The sequence below is a fragment of the Pseudomonas sp. GW456-12-1-14-TSB6 genome (assembly GCF_059424205.1).
The window spans coordinates 209,402-235,112 of sequence record NZ_JBWKZE010000006.1 but is presented as its reverse complement, the minus strand read 5'-3'; the positions used below and the strand labels follow the sequence as shown (position 1 = coordinate 235,112).

Genomic DNA, 25,711 nt, shown 5'->3' with positions numbered 1-25,711 from the left:
TCCCACGGTCCGTACTGGCTAGAGTCGGAATCGAGCTTTTAGTCCCGCCCACCCCTTCAAGTCTAAACATACAAGCGAGCCTGCTCGCGAATGCGTTATGTCAGCCACCCTTCAAGTGTCTGATACACCGCTTTCGCAAGCAGGCTCGCTCCCACAGTTGTTTTGGAGTGACTATTACAGATCAGATTCCTGCACCACCCGCACCTTGTCCGCTTCCAGCGCATACGCCGCATCGGCCAGGTCATTGCTGACCTTTTCGATCTTCAGCGTGCCGGTCACCCATAACGGCGTGTAGATATCGTCCAGCTTCAAACCCTTCGGATAGCGCACCAGCACCAGTTGATTCGGTGGCGGTGGCGGCACATGGATGCAGGCGCCCGGGTACGGCACCAGGAAGAACAGCGTGCTGCGACCCTTGGCGTCGGATTCCAGCGGCACCGGATAACCGCCGATGCGGATGTGTTTGTCATTCATCGACGCCACGGTCTTGGTCGAATACATCACCGCCGGCAAACCTTTGGCCTGCTTCATCCCGCCTTTCTGGGTGAAGGTGCCGGTGGCTTCCGGGGAGTTGTGGTCGATTTCAGGCATGGCCTCGAGGGCTTTCTGGTCCGACTTGGGCATCAGTTCCAGCCAGTCGGTTTCCGGCAGTTCGCCGGCGTGGGCCATACCGCTGCCCAGCAAAAGGAGAGTCAACAGAAGACGGCGCATGAAGGTGCTCGGTAAAGGATGCTCGAAAAGGGAGGGGACGCTGAATCGCCGAGCATTTTAGCCCTCCCCGCCGGATTGGCGGAGAGGACTTTGTCGCTTTGAATCAGTTCTTTTTGATCAGGCCGTAGATCACCAGCAATACGATGGCGCCAACCAGCGCACCGATGAAACCTGCGCCCTGACCGGCCTGATAGATGCCCAGGGCCTGGCCGCCGTAGGTGGCTGCCAGCGAACCGCCGATACCGAGCAGGATGGTCATGATCCAGCCCATGCTGTCATCGCCCGGTTTCAGGAACCGCGCCAGCAGGCCGACGATGAGGCCGATAAAGATGGTTCCGATAATTCCCATGGCATTTCCCTCTGAATGGTAGATATGCGATGAAGCCTAGCCAGACTTTCGCATCCTGCCATCAGAGAACGGCGGCCCCGCAATGGTTCCGCCGTTGCCAGATGAAACTGTCGTTACTCGGCGATCAGCGCTTCGACCTTGAGGATCTGCTGCTCGAGGGTCGCCTTGTCCTTGCAGCGCAGGTTGGCGTGACCGACCTTGCGCCCGGCCTTGAAGGCCTTGCCGTAGTGATGCAGGTGGCAATCGTCGATGGCGATGACCTTCTCGACCGGTGGCACCACACCGATGAAGTTGAGCATCGCGCTCTCGCCGACCTTGGCGGTCGAGCCCAGCGGCAGACCGGCAACGGCCCGCAGGTGGTTTTCGAACTGGCTGCACTCGGCGCCTTCGGTGGTCCAGTGCCCGGAGTTGTGCACGCGCGGGGCGATTTCGTTGGCCTTGAGGCCACCGTCGACTTCAAAGAACTCGAACGCCATCACACCGACATAATCCAGCTGCTTGAGTACGCGGCTGGAATAGTCTTCGGCCAGGGCCTGCAGCGGGTGATCGGAGCTGGCGACCGACAGCTTGAGAATGCCGCTGTCGTGGGTGTTGTGCACCAGTGGATAGAATTTCGTCTCGCCATCGCGGGCGCGCACGGCGATCAGCGACACTTCGCCGGTGAATGGCACGAAGCCTTCCAGCAGGCAAGGCACGCTGCCCAGTTCGGCGAAGGTACCGACCACGTCTTCCGGCTTGCGCAGGACTTTCTGACCCTTGCCGTCGTAACCCAGAGTGCGGGTTTTCAGCACGGCCGGCAGGCCGATCGACGCGACGGCGGCGTCCAGGTCGGCTTGCGACTGAATGTCGGCGAACGCCGGGGTCGGAATCCCCAGGTCCTTGAACATGCTCTTTTCGAACCAGCGGTCGCGAGCGATGCGCAGGGCTTCGGCGCTCGGGTAGACCGGCACGAATTGCGAAAGAAACGCCACGGTTTCAGCCGGAACGCTTTCGAACTCGAAGGTCACCAGGTCGACTTCATCGGCCAACTGGCGCAGATGATCCTGATCGCCGTAATCGGCCCGCAGGTGTTCGCCCAGCGCAGCGGCGCACGCGTCCGGCGCAGGGTCGAGGAAAGCGAAGTTCATGCCCAGCGGAGTGCCCGCCAGAGCCAACATGCGACCCAACTGGCCGCCACCGATTACACCGATCTTCATCTCAACAACCTCAGGCAATACGTGGGTCTGGATTGTCCAGGACGCTGTCTGTCTGCTCGGCACGGAAGGTTTTCAGTACCGCGTGGAATTGTGGATGCTTGGCGCCCAGGATGCTCGCCGACAACAGGGCTGCGTTGATCGCACCGGCCTTGCCGATGGCCAGGGTGGCGACCGGAATACCGGCCGGCATCTGCACGATCGACAGCAGCGAGTCGACGCCCGAAAGCATCGCCGACTGCACCGGCACGCCCAGCACCGGCAGGTGGGTCTTGGCCGCACACATGCCTGGCAGGTGGGCTGCGCCACCGGCACCGGCGATAATCACCTCGATGCCGCGGCCTTCAGCCTCTTCGGCGTACTGGAACAGCAGATCCGGGGTGCGGTGGGCGGAAACCACCTTGACCTCGTACGGGATGCCGAGCTTTTCCAGCATATCGGCGGTGTGGCTAAGGGTGGACCAATCGGACTTGGAGCCCATGATCACGCCAACCAGTGCACTCATCGTCGCGCCTCTTCTCTCTGGGCGCCCGCAGGCGCGTCAAAAACAACAAGCCACGCAGGATGCGTGGCTTGTTGTAGGAAAAATGGCCGGACGAACCGGCCGAAGGCCGCGCAGTATACCGCAAAGAAAGCAATAAACAGCCCCCGTTGCGACCATCTGTCATCTGCCGCAAAAGCCCGGTTTTATTGACTCGAAGGTCAGTGACCGGGACATGTTTCACGCACCGGCCGGACCTTGCGCCGCCCCGCCTTCAAGCTTGCGCCACAACAACCGCACATTGGCCTTGCGCACCAGCGCGCAGCGGTACAGGCGAATCTCCAGCGGCACATGCCATTGCGCACCGCCGCAGACCACCAGTTCGCCCCGGGCCAGTTCGGCCCGCACGCTCAGTTGCGGAACCCAGGCGATACCAAGGCCTTCCAGCGCCATGCTTTTCAGGCTGTCGGCCATGGCGGTTTCATAAATCGTGGTGAAGCGCAGCTGACGCTGGCGCAGCAAGCCATTCACCGAGCGCCCGAGAAACGCCCCGGCGCTGTACGCCAGCAACGGCACACTGCCCTCGCCTTCCAGATCGAACAGCGGTTTGCCATTGGCATCCGCCGCACACACCGGCAGCATCTCGGTCTGGCCCAGGTGCAGCGACGGGAAGATTTCCGGGTCCATCTGCATCGCCGCGTCCGGGTCGTAGAACGCCAGCATCAGATCGCAGCCACCTTCACGCAGCGCGTGCACCGCGTCGCCGACGTTGGTCGCGACCAGCCGGGTGGCGATGTTCAGGCCTTCATTGCGCAGTTGCGCAATCCAGCGCGGGAAGAAACCGAGTGCCAGCGAGTGCGCCGCTGCGACCTGGATCACTTCGCCCTGCCCGCCTTCCAAGTGATGAAGGTGGCGCAGCACTTCACCGAGCTGTTCGACCACGGTGCGCGCGGTTACCAGGAACAATTGCCCCGCCGCCGTCAGCTCGATCGGCGTGCGCGAGCGGTTGACCAGCGTCAGCCCGAGCGCCGCTTCCAGGCTGCGGATCCGCCGGCTGAAGGCCGGCTGGGTCACGAAGCGCCGTTCGGCCGCCTGCGAGAAGCTGCGGGTGGCGGCCAGAGCACTGAAGTCCTCGAGCCATTTGCTTTCCAGATTCATCACGTCCTCCCGGACACGCACCAAAACAGGTCACACGTCTGCCGCGCACGCGGCGTCACACGGGCATTATGCCGAATGTGCATAGGGCAGTGTTTAACAGCATTGGCCCAAAAATTCCCACAAGCCTAGCATTCGCAGCGTTCCGGCACAGACCGGGTCCCTATCGAGATGATTTCTATCATGTCCTCCGCTGCATCATTCCGCACAGAAAACGACCTGCTTGGCACCCTCGAAGTCCCTGCTCAAGCGTATTACGGCATCCAGACCCTGCGAGCGGTGAACAACTTCCGTCTCTCGGGCGTTCCGATTTCGCACTACCCGAAGCTGGTTGTCGGTCTGGCAATGGTCAAACAGGCCGCTGCTGACGCCAACCGCGAGCTGGGTCACCTGAGCGAAGCCAAGCACGCTGCCATCAGCGAAGCCTGTGCCCGTCTGATCCGCGGCGATTTCCACGAAGAGTTCGTGGTCGACATGATTCAAGGTGGCGCCGGTACCTCCACCAACATGAACGCCAACGAAGTGATCGCCAACATTGCTCTTGAAGCGATGGGTCACCAGAAAGGCGAATACCAGTACCTGCACCCGAACGACGACGTGAACATGGCGCAGTCGACCAACGACGCCTACCCGACCGCGATCCGCCTGGGTCTGCTGCTGGGTCACGACGCACTGCTGGCCAGCCTCGACAGCCTGATTCAGGCGTTCGCGGCCAAGGGTGAAGAATTCAACCACGTCCTGAAGATGGGTCGTACCCAGCTGCAAGACGCCGTGCCGATGACCCTGGGTCAGGAATTCCGTGCTTTCGCCACCACCATGGGCGAAGACCTGGCCCGTCTGAAGACGCTGGCACCGGAACTGCTGACCGAAGTGAACCTGGGCGGCACCGCGATCGGCACCGGCATCAACGCCGACCCGCGCTACCAGGCCCTGGCCGTACAGCGTCTGGCGCTGATCAGCGGTCAACCGCTGGTTCCAGCCGCCGACCTGATCGAAGCCACTTCCGACATGGGCGCCTTCGTACTGTTCTCCGGCATGCTCAAGCGCACCGCGGTCAAGCTGTCGAAGATCTGCAACGACCTGCGCCTGCTGTCCAGCGGCCCTCGCACCGGCATTAACGAAATCAACCTGCCGGCGCGTCAGCCAGGCAGCTCGATCATGCCAGGCAAGGTCAACCCGGTGATCCCGGAAGCCGTGAACCAGGTGGCATTCCAGGTCATCGGTAACGATCTGGCGCTGACCATGGCAGCCGAAGGCGGCCAACTGCAACTGAACGTGATGGAGCCGCTGATCGCCTTCAAGATCCTCGACTCGATCCGCCTGCTGCAACGCGCCATGGACATGCTGCGCGAGCACTGCATCGTCGGCATCACCGCCAACGAAGCGCGCTGCCGCGAACTGGTCGAACACTCGATCGGTCTGGTCACTGCACTGAACCCGTACATCGGCTACAAAAACGCCACCCGCATCGCCCGTATCGCCCTTGAAAGCGGCCGCGGCGTGCTGGAACTGGTGCGCGAAGAAGGTCTGCTCGACGAAGCCATGCTCGCCGACATCCTGCGCCCGGAAAACATGATTGCTCCGCGTCTGGTTCCGCTCAAAGCCTGAGCCGACGCGTGACTTGTAGCACCGCTCACCAGGTCGAGGGACTAGACACCTCTCACCTTTTGAGGGCTTGGGGATGATTCCCCGAGCCCTTTTTTTTAACTGTTTGAACCTGAGAACCGTATGTATGGAAGCTGGCTGCAAACCGGCTCCCAGACAAGCCCGACGCCGGTAACGTCGGGTGTTTCAAAGCTTCGTTTCGTCGCTTGCACCACAACCGTGCAGACGGGCGCCGCACTGATCGGTATAGTGCCGCCCCTCTTCGCGTGAGCGGTCGTCGGTAACGAGGCCATAACCCATGCGAAACCCGAACTAATAACAAACCCGCGATATGGATCCGGGACGAACCCTCGCCTCGCCCGTTGTGCCGCGCGCACACCGGTGTAACGCGATGTTTCGGACCATCCAGCATTTGCTTAAACAATAAACAGCGAGGAAAAATCCATGCTCGAAGTCATCAACGACTTCCTCTCAGGGAAAGTACTGATCGTGCTCATTGTCGGGCTCGGTAGCTACTTCACGATTCGCTCGCGTTTCGTTCAATTGCGCCACTTCTTCCACATGTTCGCGGTGTTCCGCGACAGCCTCAAGGGCAGCGCCGGGCAACTCAGCTCGTTTCAGGCCCTGATGCTCAGCCTCGCCGGCCGCGTCGGTGCAGGCAACATCGCCGGTGTCGGCATCGCCGTAACCCTGGGTGGTCCGGGTGCGGTGTTCTGGATGTGGGTGACCGCACTGGTCGGCATGTCCAGCAGCTTCTTCGAATGTACGCTGGCCCAGGTCTACAAGCGCGCCGATGGCGACGGTTTGTACCGTGGCGGCCCGGCTTACTACATCCAGCACGGCCTGAAGCTCAAAGGCATGGCGGTGGTGTTCTCGATCCTGCTGCTGGTCACTTACGGCTTCGCCTTCATCGGCCTGCAGTCCTACACCGTGACCCACTCGCTGCAGAACGCTTTTGCCTTCGACCCGCAACACACCGGCATCGTCCTGGCGGTGCTGCTGGCCATTACCTTCATCGGTGGCATCAAGCGTATTGCTTCGGTGTCCGACCTGCTGGTTCCGATCAAGACCCTGGCCTACATCGGCGTGACCCTGTACGTGATCGGCACCCAGATCGAACACGTGCCAGCCATGCTGGTGACCATCTTCAAAAGCGCCTTCGGTCTCGACCCGGCTTTCGGCGGCCTGCTCGGCAGCGCGATCGTGATGGGCGTGAAACGTGGCGTGTTCGCCAACGAAGCGGGCCTGGGCAGTGCGCCGAACGTCGCCGCCGTGGCGGCCGTGAAGCACCCGGGCGCTCAGGGCGTGGTTCAGGCGTTCAGCGTGTTCCTCGACACCTTCGTGATCTGCACCTGCACCGCGCTGCTGATCCTGCTGTCGGGCTTCTACACCCCGGGCTTCGAGGGTGACGGCATCGTCCTGACCCAGAACTCGCTGGCCGCCGTGGTCGGTGACTGGGGCCGCATGTTCGTCAGCGTCGCACTGTCGCTGTTCGTCTTCACGTGCATCCTCTACAACTACTACCTGGGCGAAAACAGCCTGCAGTTCCTCACCCGCAACCGCGCTGCGCTGATGACGTTCCGCGGTCTGGTGCTGGCGCTGGTGGTCTGGGGTTCGATGCAGGATCTGTCGACCGTGTTCGCCTTCGCCGACATCACCATGACCTGCCTGGCCTTCGTCAACCTGATGGCCCTGGCCCTGCTGTTCAAGGTCGGCATGCGCGTGATGCGCGACTACGACGCGCAGCGCCGTGCCGGCGTCGACCAGCCGGTATTCGACTCCAGCAAGTTCAGCGACCTGGATCTGGATCTGAAAGCCTGGCCGGCTAATCCGACGGCCGACACTCAGGCCAACGCTCAGCCGCAAGGCATCCCCGCAGCGCAACGCTGATCGGGTAAAAACCGGGCGCAGGTCTTGCGCCCGGCGTGACACAAGCAGCGGTCGGCGTCATGCTCGACCGCATGCTGTCCTCGTTCAGGAGAACTCCCCATGAATTCCTCGACCTACCCTGCCGCCCAGCACGTCATGGTGCTGTACACCGGTGGCACCATCGGCATGCAGGCCAGCGCCAATGGCCTGGCCCCGGCGTCCGGTTTCGAAGCGCGGATGCGCGATTACCTGCACAGCCAGCCAGAGCTGGTGGTGCCGCAGTGGCGCTTTCGCGAGATGTCGCCGCTGATCGACAGCGCCAACATGACCCCGGCCTACTGGCAGCAACTGCGAGAAGCGGTGGTCGACGCCGTCGATGTGCAAGGCTGCGACAGCGTACTGATCCTGCACGGCACCGACACCCTGGCCTACAGCGCCGCCGCCATGAGCTTCCAATTGCTCGGCCTGCATGCCCGCGTGTGCTTCACCGGTTCGATGCTGCCGGCCGGCGTCACCGACAGCGACGCCTGGGAAAACCTCAGCGGCGCACTGGTCGCCCTCGGCCACGGCCTGGCGCCGGGCGTGCATCTGTATTTCCACGGCGAACTGCTGGCCCCGACCCGCTGCGCGAAAGTGCGCAGCTTCGGCCGTCATCCGTTCAAACGCCTGGAGCGTCAGGGCGGCGGCGTGAAAGCCACTTCCTTGCCGGCCGCGCTGAACTACAACCAACCGAAGCAACTGGCCAAGGTTGCGGTGTTGCCGCTGTTCCCAGGCATTGGCGCCGAGATCATCGACGGCCTGCTCGACAACGGCATTCAGGGTCTGGTGCTGGAATGCTACGGCAGCGGCACCGGGCCGAGCGATAACCCGCAATTCCTCGCCAGCCTCGGCCGGGCGCGGGACAACGGCGTGGTCGTGGTTGCGGTCACGCAGTGCCATGAAGGCGGCGTGGAGCTGGATGTCTACGAAGCGGGCAGCCGCTTGCGTGGTGTTGGCGTGTTGTCTGGTGGCGGGATGACTCGCGAGGCAGCGTTCGGCAAGTTGAACGGATTGCTTGGTGCGAGTCTTGAGACAGCTGAAGTGCGGCGACTGGTCGAACTCGATCTGTGCGGCGAACTCATCTGATCAGGGCTGTAAATACAATTTTTTAACATCAATTGACCTTCCTGCAGAACTTCTGCAGGAAGGTTTTAAAACAATCAATCTTACGTAAATGCAAATCCTCCTAGCGTGAGTTTGAAGTTACCCTTCTGATCACACTCCAAAAGTACCCAGCTTTCCATGCTACTCATCGAAGGAATACTACATCAAAAACCCCTTCATCCAGGCTTATCGATCCCTCCGCAATTTTCGCATGAAAAACCCCTTGATAAGAATTAGGTTCTGTACCCTCATATAGCGTCACACCGCCTTCACTTGGATACCGAATACTGTCAGGCGTTATAAATTGCAGAGCGGCGTCACCGTCGGTACTAAATGGTATTTCTACACCATATTCCTTCTTACAGAAAATATTGATCTTTATGTCTTCATACTTGTAATAGATCGAGATATTGCTCTCCGTGATGGAACCCTTAGTCGTACTAAATACTTTTTCCAGACCATTAATCCTTACCTTCATGCTCCCCTCGGCCGGACCATTTTTCAAACCTTTAAATTTATTGGCAATGATGTCGTCAAAGTCTGCTTTCTTGCTCATTTCAATCTCCTTTGCTTTCCAGCGAATCAAAAATGGTCGCATTCCAACTGCTGACTTCGGGCGGGGCGACAACTTTCACAATAGAAGTCAAAAAAATTCATGTCAAATAGAATTCGAGAATTTAAATTAACCGACAAGCGGTCGTATTTATAGATCCGACCTGTAATTTCTGACAGTGGTTAGCTCACAATCAAGCATGTAAATTGAAGCCCCCAGCTCTGACTTTATATTTTTAATCCAACAACTCAGAATATTTCCGCTGTGAACATTTACGAAATATTAAAACTCCACGTAAAAAACTTAAACCAACTATCATCCGGCGCTCTCGCCAAACCCAAATTGCCCGGCACGCAACTTGCACTAATACAGTTCTTTTCAGCCCGGATTGCCCCATGCTCCACTCCCACCTCACCACCCTCAACGCTGTCTCCCTGGTGCTCAACACCTTCAGGGATCAGGGCCTGTCCAGCGAAGCGCTGCTGGCCGGCAGCGGCATCAGCGCGGCGGATCTGAGCCGGGCCGACACTCGCATCACCACCAACCAGGAGATGCAGGTCTGCGCCAATGCAGTCGCGCTCAAGCATGACATCGGTCTGGAACTGGGCCGGCGCATGCACGTTTCCTGCTACGGCATCCTCGGTTACGCGCTGCTGACCTGTGCCACCTTCGGTGACGCTTTGCGCCTGGCGATCCGGTATCCGGCGCTGCTGGGAACACTTTTCGAGCTGAGCCTGGAAGACGACGGCGAGCGCGTCTGGTTCGTCGCCGCCGATTATCGCGAGAGCCCGGCGATGGCGGTGTTCAATGCCGAGTTCTGCCTGGTGTCGCTGAAAGTCATCTGCGATGACCTGCTCGGCCATCCGTTGCCATTGCTGGCTGCCCGCTTCGAACACTCCGCGCCAGACTATCGCGACAGCTACGCCGAACTCTTCAAGGCGCCGCTGCACTTTGGCGCCAAGGACAATGCCTTCGCCTTCGACCGGCGCTGGCTCGATCAGCCGCTGCCGCTGGCTGACATCATCACCCACCAGGCCATGGCCGAGCGCTGCCGCAAGCAGAACACCGAGTTCACCGGCCGTCAGGCGTGGCTGGGGCGAATCCGCCAGTTGCTCAGCGCTCAGCTCAACGCCGCACCGGGGCTGGAAGGTTTGGCGCAGCAGATGAACTGCTCGCCGCGTACCTTGCGCCGGCATCTGAAGGACATGGGTTGCAGCTACCAGGAGCTGCTCGACGAACTGCGTTTCGAGCGGGCCAAGCAGATGCTTTGCGAGGATCAGTTGCCGATCTACCGCATCGCCGAAACCCTGGGCTTCAGCGAGACCGCGAGCTTCCGCCATGCCTTCGTGCGCTGGAGCGGCGTGGCGCCGAGTCAGTTCCGACCACACGGTTAAACCGTCGAGGGGCGATATCAGGTCAGTATTTTTGGCCACATCGATCCCCTTTTGGCCTCTCTGGCCGTTCTCCGATTCGCTCCGCGCCGCAACACTGGAGCCAACCGAATCAGCCCCTGCGGAGAACAACAAATGCTGACGATCTACTCTGACGATCACCACCTGCACCACGGCCGCTGCGAATTGATCGACGGGCAACTCAAGCCTTGCTTCGAGATGCCGTCGCGCGCCGACCACGTGCTGCAACGGGTGAAAAACCAAAACCTCGGCCCGGTCGAGGCGCCGAAGGATTTCGGCCTCGGGCCGATCGAGCGCATTCACAGCCGCGACTACCTCGACTTCTTCAAAGGTGCCTGGGCGCGCTGGACCGAATTCAACACCGACGGCGACTTGCTGCCTTACACCTGGCCGGCGCGGACCCTGCGTCAGGTCAAACCGACCAGCCTGCACGGCCAGCTCGGCTATTACAGCTTCGACGGCGGCGCACCGATCACCGCCGGCACCTGGCAAGCGGCGTACAGCGCGGCGCAGGTGGCGCTGACCGCACAAGCGGAAATCCAGCGTGGCGCGCGGGGGGCCTTCGCCCTGTGCCGTCCACCGGGACACCACGCCGCCGGCGATTTGATGGGCGGTTATTGCTACCTCAACAACGCCGCCATCGCTGCGCAGGCGTTCCTCGATCAGGGCCACAAGAAGGTTGCGATCCTCGACGTCGACTATCACCACGGCAACGGCACCCAATCGATTTTCTACGAGCGCAGCGACGTGCTGTTCACCTCGATCCACGGCCACCCGGAAGCGGAATTCCCGTTCTTCCTCGGCTACGAGGATGAACGCGGCGAAGGCGCCGGTGAAGGCTTCAACTTCAACTATCCACTGCCGGCCGGTTCTGGCTGGGATGTCTGGAGTGCGGCACTGGATCAGGCCTGCCAGCAGATCGACAACTACGGCGCCGACATCATCGTCGTGTCGCTGGGCGTCGACACCTTCAAGGACGACCCGATCTCCCAGTTCAAGCTCGACAGTCCGGATTACCTGGCGATGGGCAAACGCATCGCGGCCCTCGGCAAACCGACCCTGTTCGTCATGGAAGGTGGCTACGCGGTGGAAGAAATCGGCATCAACGCGGTGAACGTGCTCGAAGGTTTCGAACAATGAGCAGAATCAAGCACCTCATCGCGCCAGCGTTGTGCGCGGCGCTGCTGAGCGGCGCCGCACACGCGGATGAACGCACCCTGCGCGTCTACAACTGGTTCGACTACATCACCCCCAAGGCACTGGAAGATTTCAAGGCGCAGAACAGCCAGACCAAACTGGTCTACGACATCTTCGACACCAACGAAGCGCTGGAGGCCAAGCTGCTGACCGGCAACTCCGGCTATGACGTGGTGGTCCCGTCCAACGTGTTCCTCGCCAAGCAAATCGAGGCCGGGGTGTTCCAACCGCTGGATCGCAGCCAGTTGCCGAACTGGAACCACCTCGACCCGAAACTGATGAAGCTGATCGAGGCCAACGACCCGGGCAACCAGTTCGCCGTGCCGTACATGTACGGCACCATCCTGATCGGCTTCAACCCGGCCAAGGTCAAGGCAGCGCTGGGTGACAGCGCGCCAGTGGACAGCTGGGACCTGATTTTCAAGGAAGAGAACATCAGCAAGCTCAAGCAGTGCGGCGTGGCCCTGCTCGATTCGCCTTCGGAGATCCTGCCGCTGGCCCTGCAACACCTTGGCCTGGATCCCAATAGCAAGAACCCGGCGGACTACGCCAAGGCTGAAGCGCTGCTGATGAAGATCCGTCCATATGTGACCTACTTCCATTCGTCCAAGTACATGGCCGATATCGCCAACGGTGACATCTGCGTCGCGGTCGGTTATTCAGGCAGCTTCTCGCAAGCCGCCAACCGCGCCAGGGAAGCGAAAAACGGCGTGGTGGTCGACATGCGCCTGCCGAAGGAAGGGGCGCCGATCTGGTTCGACATGCTCGCGATCCCGAAAGGCGCGAAGAATCCCCAGGACGCCTACACCTTCATCAACTACCTGCTGCAACCGCAGGTGATTGCGCCGGTCAGCGATTTTGTCGGCTATCCGAACCCGAACAAGGACGCTACCGCGCAGGTCGATCCGGCAATTCGCAACAATCCGAATCTGTACCCGACCGATGCGGCGATGAATACGCTCTACACCCTGCAACCGCTGCCCCGCGATGCGGAACGGGCTCGCACCCGCGCATGGACCAGGATCAAGTCCGGTACTTGAAGCGCAATGACCCGACAAGACCCGCCTTCGCGGGTCTTTTTTTGCCTGCAAGATTTATGTACCCCACTGCATCGCGACCGAGGTTCTAGTGTCCGGATTTTTCCCATGGACATGACCATGACAGAATCTACCGCCATCACTGTACCCAGTGTTTCCCCTCCCTTGTTGAAACAGAGCCTGCTGGCTGAACTGATCGGCCAGGGTTACTCGCTGCATCAGGTCGCCTCGGCGTTATTGCGCGAAGCGCTGAGCAAAAACCATCCCGAGCAACACATCGATCCGGATCGAACCCTGCTTGCGACGCCCCTGCGCGAATCCGATCCCTTGCAGAGCCCCTCCAGAGCCTTCGCCTACGAGTCCCTGACTCACGCCTTTATCCAGCACTGCCTGCACAAGACCAAGGCTGATTATCTTGACGGGGAGCACTTCCTGACCCGATCACCCGAAGCCGTCCCGCCGATTCTCCTGCCGGTGAGCATGGACGACATCACTTCGCTGATGAACGATCACGCCCCGTTTCTGTTCCTCGAATACCAGCAGCGCCAGCTTGATTACTGGAACGAATCGCCCGGCAGCCGGCCACGCTGGCAAGAGCTGTCCGATCTTGTGTGTTCGGCTGCGAATGTGCAGACGGCCAGCGGCTGGGGCGCCGACGATTGCGCACTGGCACGATTTGTCGCGCAGCACCCGGACCGGGCCGGACGATCGGGCGTGAACAGCGATTACGTCGGGCTCAAGGCCTGCCTGATGGATATCGACCTGGTCGAAGGCGACGACAGCACACACCTGATCATCGCCGGCGCGCTGGTGCTGACCGCGACCGTCAAACAGCGGCAACGCGTCTTGATGTACACCGTTGCCGATGGCTATGAGTCATTCGATTCACTGACCGAGCTGGGTGAAACGCTCCCGCAGCGGATCGCCCCGGAGCTGGCCGGTCGCTCACTGAAATGGCGCCTGATCGAACCTGAAGGGAATATTTTCGATGCCGTGGCACAAGCGCTGATCAGCAATCAGCTCGAAGCCATCGAGGCGCTGGATCCCGCCAGCCCGTCAATCAGTGCCCGCGCCGGTTCCGCGCGACAAAGCCGTGCACGTTTCAGTTCGCTCGAGCGAGCCCGTCTCGACAAACTGGAAGAGGTCATTCCCGACTGGTTGCAAGCCGGCTCTGCTGATGATCTGCAAGACTACAGTCGCTACATTGCCGAGCTCGGAACCTTGCGCAACGAATCCGAGAATGGCGTGTTCAAGGAAGACGACATCCCGCTGATCGAACCCTATGCCGAACGCCGGATGCGCGAAGCGATCATCGCCGACAAAAGCGCCACCGGAGCTGCCGACCTGCCTTTTGAACACTTGCGCATCACCGTCACCCACAGCTTCGAAACCGGCGGCTTCACGCTGCCCAACCCGTTTGACCGGACTCACGAAACCCTGGGCGAATTCGCCCTGCAAAACGCTCCGCCCTATCAAGCCACAATCGCCTTCGACAATGGCCGGGCCGTGCCTGCCTGGCTGACTGTGGATTTTCTGAGCGGCATCGCGCAAAAGGTCGACATCGGCGGTCACTACCCGCAAGTGATCAAACGCGCGTTGATTGATGACCCGATCCGTTCGGCTGCGCAAAAGACCCGCTACCTGCGCCAATTGCCGACGCTTCTGCCGCTGCTGGCGCTGGAGTGCAAACTCAAACAGCAGGGCGGCGTCGATGAACGCGGTTATGCGTATGTCTGCCAATTGATGGATGCCATCACCCGCAAACTGCCGACACCCGAACATCCGGTCACCATCCGTCCTCTGGCGTTTGTCCCTCGCCGCCGTTTGAGCCGGCGTTCGGACGTAGTCACCAACATGTTCATCATTTGCCCGCGCGTACACACCCAGGGACCTTGCCTGCTATACCGTCCGCTGCTGGACACGCCATTGATGCAGTTCGCGTCTTTGCAGAACCTTATGTATGCGCTTTATCAGGATGGCGAATTGCGCAGCTCGGTACTGGCCTGGCTGGACAACGCGGCGCGGAGCTTCGAGTACTCGCAGTACGCCTTCCCGGTCGGTCTGCCCTCGCCATGGATCATCACCCAACTGGGCACCGAACCCTTCATGCACCTCGACCTGACCGGTCCGATCGAACTGGAGAACGCACCACTCCACGGGGACATTCTCGCGTCGCTGTACGCGGCAAACAGTCAGGCGCTGGTTGAACTTGCGAACCGCCAGTCACAGTCCAACAGTGAGCGGCGCTGGGCGCTTCTGACGGACAGTGGCTGGGCAGCCTTCAATGTCGCCGCGAATTTCATGAGCGGCGCAGCGGGCACCGCCGTCTGGGTCTGGCAGACCATCACGCAGATCCAGCAGGCGATCGATGCCCATGAACGTGACGACACTGTGGTGGCGTGGAAATCCACCGGCGATGTGCTGCTGACGCTCGGCATCATCCTGACCCAGCACGTCGTGGCGCGACGCAATCATTCGTGGCTGCCGCGCCTGAAACAGCAGGACGAAGCCGTCCGATTGCCTGCGCAGAAAACAGAACCCGCCCCGGAAGAGGCCACGCCATCCGTCACACTCGATCCAACACCCCTTATCGGAGAAGTGCCTGCCGCACATCTCACTCAAATCGAACAGGGGGCACTGCTGCGACCGGACAACAGCACACGCTTCATCAAGATGCTCGACCGGTTCCAGATCCCCAAACCTGACTTGATCGGCAAACAACCCTCGCCGCACACTCATCTGTACACCCTGAAGGGCAAGACCTGCGTCCAGGTCGGCACGCGCTGGTTCCAGGTCAGCGCCGAAAAAGACGAGCCGGTGCACCTTGTCGATCCGGTCGATCCGCTGCATATCGGCATGGCCGTGAAATATGACGAGACAACCGGACAATGGCACTGGGATCCGAAGTTGCGCTTGCGCGGGGGCATGCCGAAAAGCCGGATCGAGGCCTTCCGTCGCTCCAAAAAGCAGACGATGGACGCCGCCTGGACCAAGCTGGAGCAATTCGAAGCGCGTGAAACCCAGGAAAAAACACGACTTCTGCAAGCGCTGGTATCCCTTCCAAAAGATACCAGCGAGGCCGGATTTGAACGCGCTGCTTCCACTTATCTGGACAGGGCCACGAACCTGGGCAACGACTACACCCAGGCCCTGGCCCAACTCGAACTCTGGCGCCAGTCAGGAGGCGGCGGTTCACTGCATCAGGCCAAACTGATGACGCTGACCCTGGGTCAGCATCGCTGCTTTGGCTCCTGGCTGCGGGTGAAGATGCGGATCTACGCCAAAACCACACAGATATTCGTCGACAGTGTGAACCACCGGACACCGCTACCGCGCAAGCAACAGATCGAGATCGCCACCGTCGCCACCGCGTTGAGCGATCAAATGATTGTCAACCTGGAGACGCTGGATCACTCACTGCAAGTCTTGAGCGGCCATTCGAGCAAGGCCCGGAAGGTGGCAGAGAAGCTGGAGCTTCTACTGCCGGACTTCACCCCGCTGGACCTGAAAGCCAATGAAATCGGCATGTCCTACGAACGCTGTGTCGTGGAGCAACCGGGGGCCGCCATGAATGAAGCCCGCGTCGCGATCGGGATCATTACGGCCACCGCTGCCGACGCTGCTCATGAGTTGAGCCTGCTGAGCAAAACAGAGGTGGCGGCGGATGGGCAGCCGGCACGTATCGAACGTTTGTCGCGATGGAACGACCTGTTCGCCAGTCTCGGAGAACGCGTCGAACAGCTGCCCGCCGAGCACCCCGGTCAGTTCGTCCAGGCAAGGCTCGACAGGATCCGCGAACTGATCGGCGAATTCTGTGCGGTCGCCCGCGAGCGCCTGACCACGGAGTTGCCCGAACCGCAAGAGCGACCGACGCCCGTCAAGTCCCGGCCGCAGCCGTCCACATCGCAGTCCAAAGTGAAAATCACCAAGAGTCGTCCACGCCCTGAGGTGGACGAACAGGCTTCGACCGCCCCGGAAGGCGACGCCGACAGCGAGACCGCATTCGTCAAATTTTCCACCCAACGGCCCGAACCGAAAGCGCCTGCGGATGACGAAGACCTTATTTCATCAGCCATGCAGCTTGCAGCAGACATCGACCGTTTCAACCGCAAGACCCGCGAGGACGCCAGGCGGCCAGGGCGTATTCCCGCAGACATCCGCGACATGTTCGAGCAGCAGGTCGAACGCCTCAAAAAAGCGGCCAGCGATGTCGACGAAGCGATCATCCGCAGAAAAAACGCGAAAAAGGATCCGTGGCCCGTCACTTCGTTGAGCGGCGATCTGCGCGAAGCTGCCACCCGCACCCACGCTGAAGGTATTGCGGCCTATGCGGCCATGCTTAAACAACGCAAACCTCGGGAAGCCTACTTCCTTTGGCTGCACGACCATGGGCAGCTCAAGGTCAGCAAGGATCCACGCGGTCGTATTCGCACCCGCCATCGCGGAGACTACTTCCAGGAGTATCGAATTCTCGACAAGTCCCGGGCGGACAAGCCGTTGTGGGTGGCGCATTTCCACTACGACCAGCTCAAGGATGCCGATGAGCAGTACACCATCGCCCATCTGAAACCGGCCGATGCCTATCTGCAGACGCTCGATGAAAAATCCCGTCAGACACTGAGCACCTTCGATGCCGTCGATAATGCACTACGGCGTATTGTCGATCCGCAGGTACGCGATCTATTCCTCAAACCACAGCCGGAGCCGGAGCCTCAACCGAAAGACGAATAACGGCGCCACACTTCATGCAAACGGACCAGAGCCGACTCGATCGCCGGCTCCGGCACCGCCGCAAAACCCAGCACCAGGCCGGCACGCTGATCGAGCGGCGTCGTCGAATCCGGCAGCCAGTATTTGCTCAGGCCATGGATCTCCACCTCCACGCTGGCGGCCTGTTCGATCAGTTGTTGTTCGCGGGCCACGCTGTCGACCGCCACGGTGAGATGCAGCCCGGCCGACACCGCCGGCAGTGCGCCGACACCCGCCAGGCCTTGCGGCCAACCGTTGATCAACGTGTTGCGCCGGCTCAGCGCTGCCCGGCGCATCCGTCGGATGTGCCGCTGGAAATGCCCGGCTGCCATGAACTCGGCCATCACCGCTTGAGTGCTCACTTCGGAATGCCGGACATCCACCGCCCGCCGCTGCGCAAAGGCTTCCACCAGTCCCGGCGGCAACACCAGATACCCCAGGCGCAGCGCCGGGAACGCAACTTTGCCGAAAGTGCCGACGTACAACACGCGACCCTGGCGGTCGAGCGCAGCCAGCGGGGCCAAGGGCGCGCCGGTGTAGCGATACTCGCCGTCGTAGTCGTCCTCGACGATCCAGCCGCCGGTGCGCTCGGCCCAGGCCAGCAGTTCCAGACGTCGCGCCAGACTCATCACCACCCCCGTCGGGTACTGATGAGACGGCGTGACATAAGCCACCCGGCAATCTTCGACGGCCGCCAGTGCCGCGCAGTCGATACCCTCTTCGTCCACGGCAATACCTTGCAATCGACCACCGGCCAGCGCAAAGGCATGACCGGCTGCGCGGTAGCCGGGATTCTCGATACCCACCCCGGCGCCCGGCTCCACCAGCAACTGTGCACAAAGGCTGATTCCCTGTTGCGCGCCACTGGTGATCACAATTTGCTCAGCCGAGCACTGCATACCCCGCGAACTGCGCAAATAAGCGGCAATCAGACCGCGCAGGCGCGCATCGCCTGCCGGATCGCCGTAACACAGTTGCTGCAAATCGGGTTTGCGCCAGAACGCCGCGTTCAGCTTGGCCCAGACGTCGAAAGGGAACAGATCGAAGGCCGGAACACCGACCCGGAATGCTCGCGGCGGACCGCTCGGTGGCGTCGGTAAATGGTTCTGCTCAAGCCGCTGCAACGCACGGCTGTGGATAACTTTGCTGGATAAATTCCCAGTGGAATTGGCCGAAATTGTGGATAAGGCTGTGGGTAAGCCTGTTGAAAACCCTGTGGATACTTTTGTGGATAGTTTTTTCGCGGGCGCCAGCGATTGCGGTAATTGCGCCACGTAAGTGCCGTCCCCGACCCGCCCTTCGATAAAGCCTTCGGCATACAACTGATCGTAGGCACGCACCACGCTGTTGCGGGAAATCGCCAGTGCTGCCGCCAGATCGCGGCTCGCCGGCAACCGCGTGCCGCTGGCCAGGCGCCCGTCGAGTACCCGCAGGCGCAAGGCCTGGTAGAGCTGGCGGCTCAAGCCTTTGCGGCGGTCGAGTTCGATACCGGCAGGGTTGAACGGCAGCGACAGCGTGGTCGAATCGGGCATGACAATGGACCTATGAAATTGGTCATCAATGGCTCTTACAACAGACCAATAGCCTGCCTACGATGCAGGCATTCGCCAAGGAAATTTTCTCCATGTACACACCCCGCGCCTTTGCCATCGATGACCTGTCCCAACTCCACGAACTGATCCTCGCCACCCGCCTCGCCATTCTGGTGACCCACGGCGAACAAGGCTTGCAGGCCAGTCATGTGCCGGTGCTGCTGCATCGTGAACAAGGTCCGAACGGTACGCTGTACGGGCATCTGGCCAAGGCCAATCCGCAGTGGAAAGACCTGCGCGACGGCGCCGAGGCCCTGCTGATTTTCCCCGGTGCCGATGCCTACGTCAGCCCGGGCTTTTACCCGAGCAAGGCCGAGCACGGCAAAGTCGTGCCGACCTGGAACTACGTCGCCGTGCACGCCTACGGTCACGCCGAAACCTTCAGCGACGGTGGTCGCCTGCTGGACATCGTCAGCACCCTCACCAATCGCCATGAGGCCGGCCGCGCCCAGCCCTGGTCGGTTGACGATGCCCCGGCCGATTACATCGACGGCATGCTCAAGGCCATCGTCGGGTTCGCCATTCCGATCGACCGCCTCGAAGGCAAGCGCAAGCTCAGCCAGAACCGCAGCGCCGAAGACATCGCCGGCGTGCGCGAAGGCCTGGCTGCCAGCCCCGACATCAACGATCAAACCCTCGCTCACTTGATGCGTTAAGGAAATCACCATGAGTCAGATCGACATCCGTCCGGTCAGCGCCGCCGATCACGCCGCCTGGCTGCCGCTGTGGCAGGCCTACCTGCGCTTCTACAACACGGAATTGCCGGACGCCGTCAGCCAAAGCACCTGGCAGCGCTTTCTCGACCCGAACGAACCGACCCACGCCGCCCTCGCCTGGGCCGACGGCAAAGCGGTGGGCATGGTGCATTTCATCTACCATCGTTCGAACTGGAGCATCGAAAACTCCTGCTACCTGCAAGACCTGCTGGTGGAGCCGCAAACCCGTGGCACCGGCGTCGGTCGCCTGCTGATCGAACATGTCTACGCCACGGCCAAGGCCGATCGTTGCTGCAAGGTGCACTGGCTGACCCACGAAACCAACGCCACGGCGATCCAGCTCTACGAGCGCATCGCCGAGCGCCCGGGTTTCATCCAGTTTCGCAAAGCCATTTAAGGAGCCACATGCATGACGACTTCCCTCGCCGACTGGAAAGGTGTGCCGCCGCCCTCCACCACCCTGATCGAAGGCCGCTTCATCCGCCTCGAAAAGCTCGACCCGGCGCGCCACGGCGACGACCTGTTCAACGCCCTGCAAGGCCCCGGCGCCGACCCGAAACTCTGGGATTACTTGCCCTACGGGCCGTTTCCGGAACGCAGCGTCTTCAATGACTGGCTGAACAACCACGCGGCCCACAGCGACCCGTATTTCTTCAGCGTCATCGACCGCGTCAGCGGCCAGGTGCAAGGCATCCTCAGCCTGATGTCGATCGTTCCGGCTCAGGGCCGCATCGAAATCGGCCACGTCACCTTCGGCGCCCCAATGCAGCGCTCGCCGAAAAGCACCGAGGCGGTCTACCTGCTGGCCAAAGAATCCTTCGCTCTCGGCTACCGCCGCCTGGAATGGAAATGCAACAACGGCAACGCCCGCTCCAAATACGCGGCCGAGCGCCTGGGCTTCAGCTTCGAAGGCGTGTTCCGCCAGCACATGGTGGTCAAGGGCCAGAACCGCGATACCGCGTGGTACTCGATTCTGGACTCGGAATGGCCGGCGATTGCGGCGGGGTTCGAACGCTGGTTGAGCGATGAGAATCAGACGGCGGATGGGCAGGTGAGAGGGTTGGTTGAGTGCCGCGCTTGAAACTTGCTCGACACTAAGCGGGTTGCGGGTTCAGCTGTTGTTTCGCCGAACCCGTACCACGCCCATTTTCAGCCCGAACGGGCGGAACACGGCATTCAGGGATTTCAGTGTCTGATTACCCTCGCCGTGTTCGATGTGCACCAGCGTGCGTACCGAAATCTTGCACATCTTTGCGAACTGGGTCTGATGCAGCCCGGTCACCTCCACGCGTAAACGGCGAACGGCTTCACCGATTTCTACGGTTCCTTCAGCCAGCGCTTCTTGAATGCTTTCGATGAGCACGGTGCGCTCGGCGACGGTCATGCTCATTTCAGATCCCACTCTTTCAATCGTTGCTCCAGGTTTTTCAGGTGGACGCCCGGATGATTCATTGTCCGGTCAGGCAAACCGCTGGCGCTCAAAATGTCCGGCAACTCGGCCAGGCACTGCGCATCTTCACGCAGGCGTTCGAAAGATTCCGGCGCGTCGGACAACCCTGCCAAGGGGTCATCCGGATCGGAAATATCCGCCAATGCGCGACAAACCCCTCGCCAATCGACATCTCCCGCCCTCTCCAGCTCTTTTGGCCATTTGGTCGTGCGGGTCACACCTTCGGCATCCATGACCATGGGGGCCAGGTCATAAATGGGGGCCAGACGATACGAGCCCTCGTCACGAATGATTGCGGTATTGCGACCGTGGTTATCCGAGTTGCCAAGAATCTTGTTGATCAGGTCCCGACGTAAATAGTCCGCCACCAGTGCCGGAATCTGATCCGCTTGCCCCGCATTGCGCCAGAGCTCGGCGAGCATGCGAATGACTTCCATATGGTTCATCGCGCTTCCCGGCGTCGTCACTTCGGCCAACGAGTAAATCGACTCCACGGCAAAACGCTCTACCCCACGGCTCGTCACCTGGCGATCAAAACGCTGCATCCACAAGCTGGGTTTGTTCGCCTCCTCTAACGCCAGACCTTCTGCCGCGACGGTTTCGATACCCAGTGCCTGAAGCGCCTGGTAGTAGTGGAATTCGCTGCGCAGGATGTCTTGATCGGTTTGACTTCCCTTATTCCGGGCGAACTTCACAAACCAGTGCTGATGGACGTTTTCATCATCCAGCACGGCATCGGGGTACAAAAGACCGGCATGATCCTCGGCCAGGAGAATCTTGGGAGCCTCACCTCCGGCCCCAGTCGCCCCACCAATCGCAGCTCCCATTTCATAGGCATATTCAAGGAAGCGGTGGTCACGGCTGACGACCTCCTGACGCTGAAACCCGATGGGCTTGCGCTCGTCGACAGCCTCGGCCGACTCTTTTATCCGCATGTTGCCGATCGGAGCCGGAGTGCAGCGACCGAGCAGGTAAAGATCGGCACTGATGCCTGCAGGTTTCTCCTGCCCAAGACGTGCGAGAAGAAACCTTTTAGCGGCGCCTGCCGGCGCGATGTCATGCACGAATGCAGGGGTGATGGATCGCCGGCCTTCCCAATCAAGTGGGAACAGCGCACTCACGGCCTTGGAAAAAGGCGAGCCGATAGCCTCAATGTTTTCGACCAGATACGCCGACTCGTAGCCAAAACTGCAGCGGCTTTCGAAGCCTTTTTCGGGCGAGTCGAAACTCAACACCATCGCGTCATGCCATTTGCCGGCGTCGAATATCTGCAATGTCAGGTTGTGCATGCGGCTCTCATCTGCAATTAAATGCATTAATGCGGTCGTTTGGTGAACTATAAGTGCAATATAGTGCATTTCAGAAGATAGAGAGATTCATTAATCTGCAATAAAGTGCAGATTAAGAAATAAAACCTCGAAATAAACGCAAAATAATGCGGATGCCGCTGAGTTCGCCACGGACATCATTCTGTAAAAACCCTCCGCTATACAGGACGCCCCGCTTATAACAAAAAGGACGTTCTGCCCATGCCCTTCCCGCCCCAGCGCCTGTCGTTTGCCATTGCCCTGCTGATCGCCACCAGCGCCGCCCACGGCAAGACCGTGCAGATCGACACCGCCACGACGGCATCGCAGACATTGGGTGGCGGCGACACACTGACGATTTCGGCGCCGGGCAGCATCACCAACAGCGGCAAGGCTGTGAGCCTGAAGGACGGCACCAGCGGCGTCGGTGTGATCATCGATAACGCAGGCAAGATCATTTCTACCGGCGGACGGGCCATCGACAGCAGCGGCGACCTGACCCAGGCGCGCAACTACGCGATCTACAACCGCAGCGGCGGGCAGATTCTCGGTTCCAACGATGCGATTCGCATCGACAGCAACTTTGTCAGCGGCAGCCTGTTGATCGACAACAGTGGCACCATTCGCTCGACCACCGGCCAAGGCCTGGATCTGGATGCGTTGCGCAGCGACGGGGTAAAAACCACGATCATCAACCGCGCGGGCGGGCTGATTCGTGGCGACGCCAGCGACGGCATGAAAACCGGCGCCAATGCGACCATCAGCAACTACGGCGAGATCTCCACCGGTGACTCGCACAACGCCGACCAGAAGTTCGACGGCATCGATATCGACACCGCGACCGGCGTCAGCGTGACCAACTACGGCGTGATTTCCGGCGGGCGGCATGGCATCACCACTGACCTGGGAGCGACGCTGGTCAACTACGGGCAGATCACCGGGCGCAACGGCTCCGGTTTCGGTTCCGATGGCGACGGCACGGTGATCAACCACGGCACCATCACTGGCGCGTATTCCGGGCTGCAACCCAATGGTGACGGCGACGGCGTGGACATCGACAACATCGCTCACATCGAAAACTACGGCACCATTCAGGGCGTCGGTGCCGGCGGTGTGGACAAGGGTGGTTTCGCCAATGGCAGTGAAGGCATCGCCCTGGGCGGCGGTTACATTCTCAACGCCAAGGATGCACTGATCAGCGGCGCCAACAGCGCCATTCTGGTGGATGACGGCAGCGGCGGTTCGGGGCTGGCGGCCACCACGCTGGAGAACTACGGCACTATCCAGGGCCTCGACGGCTTCGGCGTGAAATTCGTCGGAGAGTTCGCCGACAGCGTGATCAACGGCGGCACGATCAGCGGCAGCAACGGCCTGGCGCTGGACCTGGGTGGTGGCAATGACAGCCTGACCCTGCGCAGCGGCAGCCGCTTTGTCGGCGTGGTCGATGGCGGCAGCGGTTACGACCGCGTAGTGATGGATGACGCAGCCGGCGGCAGCTTCGGTGCCAGCCGCAACTTTGAATGGCTGGAAGTCAAGCAAGGCGCCTGGACGCTCACCGGCAGCGGCGACTTCAGCGACGGCGGTGCCGTGCGCAACGGCGCCACGCTGATCAACCAGGGCGGTATCGCCGGCAACCTGACCGTGGACGCCGGTGGTGTGTATGCGGGTGGTGGTTCGGTGGGCAACCTCAACGTGAATGGCACGTTGCGCACCGACACCCGCCTCGGCACCGCGACCATCGTGCACGACTTGAACATGGGCAGCGCATCCACCCTCGCCTACGGCGTCAACGCCGATGGCAGCAGCGCGCCAGTCCAGATCGGCGGCACGGCCAACCTCAACGGCGCAACGCTGGCGGTCAATCCCGGCAGCGGCACTTATCCGTGGCAGAGCCATTACACGGTGCTGCAGGCAGCGCGGGTCAACGGCACGTTCGGCGCGGTCACCAGCGACTACGCGTTCCTCACACCGACCCTCGCTTACACGCCAACGCAGGTCGACCTGACTTACACCCGCAATGACGTGGCGTTCAATGAATTCGCCGCCACCGGCAACGGCAGCAACGCCGCCAACAGCCTGGCCTCGATCGGCAAGAACAACGCGCTGTACAACGCCTTGCTCAACACCACGCAAAACAGTGCTGGCGCGGCCATCGAGCAACTGGCCGGCGCCAGCAATGCCAACCTGACCAGCGCCACCCTCGGCGCCAGCAGCCAGGTCGGCAGCAGCATGCTCTCGGCGATGCAGCAAATGGGTGGCAGTCCTGGCTTGATGGTCGGCCTCGATCAGCGTGAGACACCGATCCTCGCCGCCAACGGCGTACCGTCCGAAGCGCGAAACCTGAATGATCCGAACGCCCGGGGCCGGCTCTGGCTGCAGGCCATCGGCGGCTACGGCAAGCTGGATGGCGAACACGGCAGCAGCGGTCTGGAACAGCGCACCAAGGGCAGCGTGCTGGGTGCCGACTGGGCACTCAATCCGCAATGGCGTCTGGGCGTGCTCGGCGGCTATTCGAAGACCGACCTGGACGCCACCGGTGTCGACGGCAATGTCGAGAGCTGGCACGCCGGTGTTTATGCGCTGCATCAAAACGGCCCGCTGGCCCTGCGCCTCGGCGCGGCTTACAGCGGCCATCAGGGCGAAAGCAAACGCACCATCGCGTTCAATGGTTTCAGCGATCGCCCCAAAGGTGATTACGACGCCGACAGCCAACAAGCCTTCGCCGAACTCGGCTATGCCATGGGCAGCGGCCGACTGAGCGCCGAACCGTTCGCCAGCCTCGGCTACCAGCGCTATCACCGCGAGCGCTATCAGGAAAAGGGTGGCGCGGCGGCCTTGCAGGTCGACAGCCAGACCCAGGACAACTTCAGCAGCACCTTCGGTGTACGCCTGGCGCACCTCAGCTCGCTGGACAATGGCATGAGCCTCACCCCGCGCATGGCCGCCGGCTGGAAGCACACCTATGGCGATGTCAGCAGCTCGACCCGTCAGGCCTTCGTCGTGGGTGGCACGGCGTTCAACGTCGATGGCAGTTCACTGGATCGTGACAGTCTGGTGCTGGAAGCAGGGCTGGATCTGGGCATTTCCGCGCGGCATACGCTGGGGCTGGGATACAGCGGCGAGATTGGCAGCAACAGCCGTAATCACGGGTTGATCGGGCAGTGGCAGATGAGTTTTTGAGATTTCGCCAAT

Annotated in this window: 20 protein-coding genes; 11 read left to right on the top strand and 9 right to left on the bottom strand. The window is 61.0% G+C overall.

Going from position 1 to position 25,711, the window contains the following annotated elements:
• Positions 1 to 174: 174 nt before the first annotated feature.
• The 5 genes from AC07Y2_RS08125 to AC07Y2_RS08105 all read right to left on the bottom strand — a co-directional run bounded on the left by AC07Y2_RS08125 (position 175) and on the right by AC07Y2_RS08105 (position 3,892).
• Complete coding sequence (locus AC07Y2_RS08125; protein ID WP_039765102.1) at positions 175 to 711, bottom strand: DUF3299 domain-containing protein; 537 nt, start codon at positions 709 to 711, stop codon at positions 175 to 177.
• 103 nt (positions 712 to 814) lie between these two features.
• Complete coding sequence (locus AC07Y2_RS08120; RefSeq protein ID WP_003229635.1) at positions 815 to 1,060, bottom strand: GlsB/YeaQ/YmgE family stress response membrane protein; 246 nt, start codon at positions 1,058 to 1,060, stop codon at positions 815 to 817.
• 113 nt (positions 1,061 to 1,173) lie between these two features.
• Positions 1,174 to 2,256, bottom strand: a complete 1,083-nt coding sequence (locus AC07Y2_RS08115; protein ID WP_011336621.1) for a 5-(carboxyamino)imidazole ribonucleotide synthase — start codon at positions 2,254 to 2,256, stop codon at positions 1,174 to 1,176.
• Between the two features lie 10 nt (positions 2,257 to 2,266).
• Positions 2,267 to 2,758 (bottom strand): 5-(carboxyamino)imidazole ribonucleotide mutase, encoded by a 492-nt coding sequence (gene purE, locus AC07Y2_RS08110; RefSeq protein WP_007954291.1) that lies wholly within the window; start codon positions 2,756 to 2,758, stop codon positions 2,267 to 2,269.
• Positions 2,759 to 2,974: 216 nt separating this feature from the next.
• Complete coding sequence (locus AC07Y2_RS08105) at positions 2,975 to 3,892, bottom strand: LysR substrate-binding domain-containing protein (RefSeq protein WP_085667335.1); 918 nt, start codon at positions 3,890 to 3,892, stop codon at positions 2,975 to 2,977.
• 180 nt (positions 3,893 to 4,072) lie between these two features.
• Between AC07Y2_RS08105 and aspA the strand changes: the two genes are divergently transcribed.
• The 3 genes from aspA (at position 4,073) to AC07Y2_RS08090 (ending at position 8,488) form a co-directional block, all read left to right on the top strand.
• Complete coding sequence (gene aspA / locus AC07Y2_RS08100) at positions 4,073 to 5,497, top strand: aspartate ammonia-lyase (protein ID WP_039765095.1); 1,425 nt, start codon at positions 4,073 to 4,075, stop codon at positions 5,495 to 5,497.
• Between the two features lie 441 nt (positions 5,498 to 5,938).
• Entirely contained in the window at positions 5,939 to 7,384 is a 1,446-nt protein-coding gene (locus AC07Y2_RS08095) for an alanine/glycine:cation symporter family protein (protein ID WP_039765093.1), read from the top strand.
• Positions 7,385 to 7,483: 99 nt separating this feature from the next.
• Positions 7,484 to 8,488 (top strand): asparaginase, encoded by a 1,005-nt coding sequence (locus AC07Y2_RS08090; protein WP_103385779.1) that lies wholly within the window; start codon positions 7,484 to 7,486, stop codon positions 8,486 to 8,488.
• Positions 8,489 to 8,651: 163 nt separating this feature from the next.
• Here AC07Y2_RS08090 and AC07Y2_RS08085 read toward each other — a convergent pair whose 3' ends face one another.
• Positions 8,652 to 9,062, bottom strand: a complete 411-nt coding sequence (locus AC07Y2_RS08085; RefSeq protein WP_103385780.1) for a hypothetical protein — start codon at positions 9,060 to 9,062, stop codon at positions 8,652 to 8,654.
• Positions 9,063 to 9,454: 392 nt separating this feature from the next.
• On the opposite strand from AC07Y2_RS08085, the gene AC07Y2_RS08080 reads away from it, so the two are divergent.
• The 4 genes from AC07Y2_RS08080 (at position 9,455) to AC07Y2_RS08065 (ending at position 17,436) form a co-directional block, all read left to right on the top strand.
• Positions 9,455 to 10,453 (top strand): AraC family transcriptional regulator, encoded by a 999-nt coding sequence (locus tag AC07Y2_RS08080; RefSeq protein WP_103385781.1) that lies wholly within the window; start codon positions 9,455 to 9,457, stop codon positions 10,451 to 10,453.
• Positions 10,454 to 10,585: 132 nt separating this feature from the next.
• Complete coding sequence (locus tag AC07Y2_RS08075) at positions 10,586 to 11,611, top strand: histone deacetylase family protein (protein WP_039765085.1); 1,026 nt, start codon at positions 10,586 to 10,588, stop codon at positions 11,609 to 11,611.
• Positions 11,608 to 12,708 carry a polyamine ABC transporter substrate-binding protein gene (locus tag AC07Y2_RS08070; protein ID WP_103385782.1) on the top strand — a complete coding sequence of 367 codons (1,101 nt, stop codon included), beginning with the start codon at positions 11,608 to 11,610 and terminating at the stop codon, positions 12,706 to 12,708. The genes AC07Y2_RS08075 and AC07Y2_RS08070 overlap by 4 nt, the downstream gene beginning before the upstream one ends.
• A gap of 117 nt (positions 12,709 to 12,825) precedes the next feature.
• Positions 12,826 to 17,436, top strand: coding sequence for a dermonecrotic toxin domain-containing protein (locus AC07Y2_RS08065; RefSeq protein WP_103385846.1), 4,611 nt, complete (start codon positions 12,826 to 12,828; stop codon positions 17,434 to 17,436).
• Here AC07Y2_RS08065 and pdxR read toward each other — a convergent pair.
• Positions 17,418 to 18,986: a MocR-like pyridoxine biosynthesis transcription factor PdxR gene (gene pdxR / locus AC07Y2_RS08060; protein ID WP_103385783.1), complete on the bottom strand. Its 1,569-nt coding sequence runs from the start codon at positions 18,984 to 18,986 to the stop codon at positions 17,418 to 17,420. The genes AC07Y2_RS08065 and pdxR overlap by 19 nt on opposite strands.
• Before the next feature lie 92 nt (positions 18,987 to 19,078).
• Between pdxR and AC07Y2_RS08055 the strand changes: the two genes are divergently transcribed.
• The 3 genes from AC07Y2_RS08055 to AC07Y2_RS08045 are packed head-to-tail and all read left to right on the top strand — an operon-like array spanning position 19,079 to position 20,843.
• Complete coding sequence (locus AC07Y2_RS08055; RefSeq protein ID WP_039765080.1) at positions 19,079 to 19,702, top strand: FMN-binding negative transcriptional regulator; 624 nt, start codon at positions 19,079 to 19,081, stop codon at positions 19,700 to 19,702.
• Between the two features lie 10 nt (positions 19,703 to 19,712).
• Positions 19,713 to 20,159 (top strand): GNAT family N-acetyltransferase, encoded by a 447-nt coding sequence (locus AC07Y2_RS08050; protein ID WP_039765078.1) that lies wholly within the window; start codon positions 19,713 to 19,715, stop codon positions 20,157 to 20,159.
• Between the two features lie 12 nt (positions 20,160 to 20,171).
• On the top strand, positions 20,172 to 20,843 hold the full coding sequence (locus AC07Y2_RS08045; RefSeq protein WP_103385784.1) for a GNAT family N-acetyltransferase: 672 nt from the start codon (positions 20,172 to 20,174) through the stop codon (positions 20,841 to 20,843).
• Positions 20,844 to 20,873: 30 nt separating this feature from the next.
• Here AC07Y2_RS08045 and AC07Y2_RS08040 read toward each other — a convergent pair whose 3' ends face one another.
• Together AC07Y2_RS08040 and AC07Y2_RS08035 are read right to left on the bottom strand one after the other, a co-directional pair.
• On the bottom strand, positions 20,874 to 21,152 hold the full coding sequence (locus AC07Y2_RS08040; protein WP_064379753.1) for a helix-turn-helix domain-containing protein: 279 nt from the start codon (positions 21,150 to 21,152) through the stop codon (positions 20,874 to 20,876).
• Positions 21,149 to 22,501 carry a HipA domain-containing protein gene (locus tag AC07Y2_RS08035; protein ID WP_103385785.1) on the bottom strand — a complete coding sequence of 451 codons (1,353 nt, stop codon included), beginning with the start codon at positions 22,499 to 22,501 and terminating at the stop codon, positions 21,149 to 21,151. Before AC07Y2_RS08035 ends, AC07Y2_RS08040 begins: the two co-directional genes overlap by 4 nt.
• Before the next feature lie 240 nt (positions 22,502 to 22,741).
• Between AC07Y2_RS08035 and AC07Y2_RS08030 the strand changes: the two genes are divergently transcribed.
• Positions 22,742 to 25,699, top strand: a complete 2,958-nt coding sequence (locus AC07Y2_RS08030) for an autotransporter outer membrane beta-barrel domain-containing protein (protein ID WP_103385786.1) — start codon at positions 22,742 to 22,744, stop codon at positions 25,697 to 25,699.
• The last annotated feature ends 12 nt before the right edge of the window (positions 25,700 to 25,711 follow it).